The following is a 1448-nucleotide window of genomic DNA, read 5'->3' as shown; positions in this document are numbered from 1 at the left end:
CGGTCAGGTCACGATAGTTAGTTGAAATCGGGTCTACCCACTCAGCTTGGTGAGTAGCTAGGTCAACTTTGGTCAGCACGCCTCTATAAAAATCAGAATATAGACTGTGGGCGTTGTTACAACAGGCAAGTCAGTTTCGCGAACATCATCATTGGGTTGGGGTTTGTATACTCCGAGCCTAACCAATGGTGAATTTTACTAAGCCTTTGGAAATAGGCAACTTTCATAAAGGCTTTACCCACTTAGCTTTGTGGACATCAGTTAAACAGGCAGCCGCGCCTAAAGCGCGATCGCTTCCCAAGAAGAAATCGTACACTCAGTGATACCGCTGGGATGGTTACGTTTGTTTGACCCATCTGAACCCCTATTTGAACAAATGGGTTGGCATCCGATGGTAATTCATCGCTGTTTGGCAGTATTACTTGGACATTTCTATTGGATTACACAGAAACAGCGGAACTATCAAGGGAAACAGATTATGTGCTCCATTAGTAAGATATACCGGTATTAAATTGCTATATTAGTACAGGGTATCAAGGATAAAGTATGAAGTATCAAGTATTAAGGCTCAAGGATAAAATAGGCTTGTTATTGTCTCACTTATGCTTGACTAAAAACTTGCTCAATCACCATAATTTAAACTACCTAGTTTATCTATAAAATTTCCTATTTAATATTTATAAAATATAGTTTTATACAGATTTAATAAATACAATAAAATGTACTAAACATTCAATAATGAAGCGGTTTTGATATGAAGCATTATTCGTTATACTTACGCAAAAAAAATGTTGATGGCTATAATACTTCATACTGAAAGTAAAGAATGCCAAACGTTAATAGTTGTTCGTGTTTCTTGAGTCCGGGACAATCTAATCGGTGATTATCCACTATTTGTTTATTTACCAGAGATGGTTCCAATGGGTGAGCTGTTGGCAGTACAGGCTCAACATTGAGAAACTGATTTTGATTTCCGTTGTTTGGCGATCCCAACCGGTGATTTAAGCAACTTGGAAAAGTTGGCAGGGGTAGTGGTTAACCTGATTGAAGCGGAACTCAACGAGGGAGCTTCACAGGACGTTATCTGTATGGTGAGTCGAAAGGAAGTCTGTCTGGTGCGTGAAGGTAGCTCTGAAAACCCCCCATAGGATTGACCGGATTATTTTGAGTAACCGAGCTACTTGTTTTAACCAACGAGCTTTCTTGATGCAAAGCGCGAGTGGGGAGGGGCTCCCCTGGTGACGAGAGTGATTTTCCTGAAATTGACTTTAGTTTCTGATTAGAAGTTCTAATCTTAACAAATCTTTATGATTTAGCCATTTTACCTTATACTACCAAAAGACAGTAGAAAGGAGAAAAAACAAGTATGTCGGAGGCCATCAAGCCGCTGACAGTGCCCAAGGAGTTCCTGGGTGCCCCGGATAAGTTTAACTTAACGTTACTCATGT

At 40.0% G+C, this 1448-nt stretch carries 3 protein-coding genes; all 3 read left to right on the top strand.

Annotation, left to right across the window (positions count from 1 at the left end; translation table 11 throughout):
- Positions 1-185 precede the first annotated feature (185 nt).
- The 3 genes from F6K53_RS42255 (at position 186) to F6K53_RS42245 (ending at position 1148) form a co-directional block, all read left to right on the top strand.
- Positions 186-323 carry a hypothetical protein gene (locus F6K53_RS42255; RefSeq protein WP_293086477.1) on the top strand — a complete coding sequence of 46 codons (138 nt, stop codon included), beginning with the start codon at positions 186-188 and terminating at the stop codon, positions 321-323.
- On the top strand, positions 320-511 hold the full coding sequence (locus F6K53_RS42250; RefSeq protein WP_293086475.1) for a hypothetical protein: 192 nt from the start codon (positions 320-322) through the stop codon (positions 509-511). Before F6K53_RS42255 ends, F6K53_RS42250 begins: the two co-directional genes overlap by 4 nt.
- A 469-nt stretch (positions 512-980) precedes the next feature.
- On the top strand, positions 981-1148 hold the full coding sequence (locus F6K53_RS42245; RefSeq protein WP_293086472.1) for a hypothetical protein: 168 nt from the start codon (positions 981-983) through the stop codon (positions 1146-1148).
- Positions 1149-1448: the final 300 nt, after the last annotated feature.

It is taken from the genome of Moorena sp. SIO4A1 (genome assembly GCF_010672065.1).
Classification (GTDB): domain Bacteria; phylum Cyanobacteriota; class Cyanobacteriia; order Cyanobacteriales; family Coleofasciculaceae; genus Moorena.
This window is presented reverse-complemented; position numbering and strand designations above follow the sequence as displayed.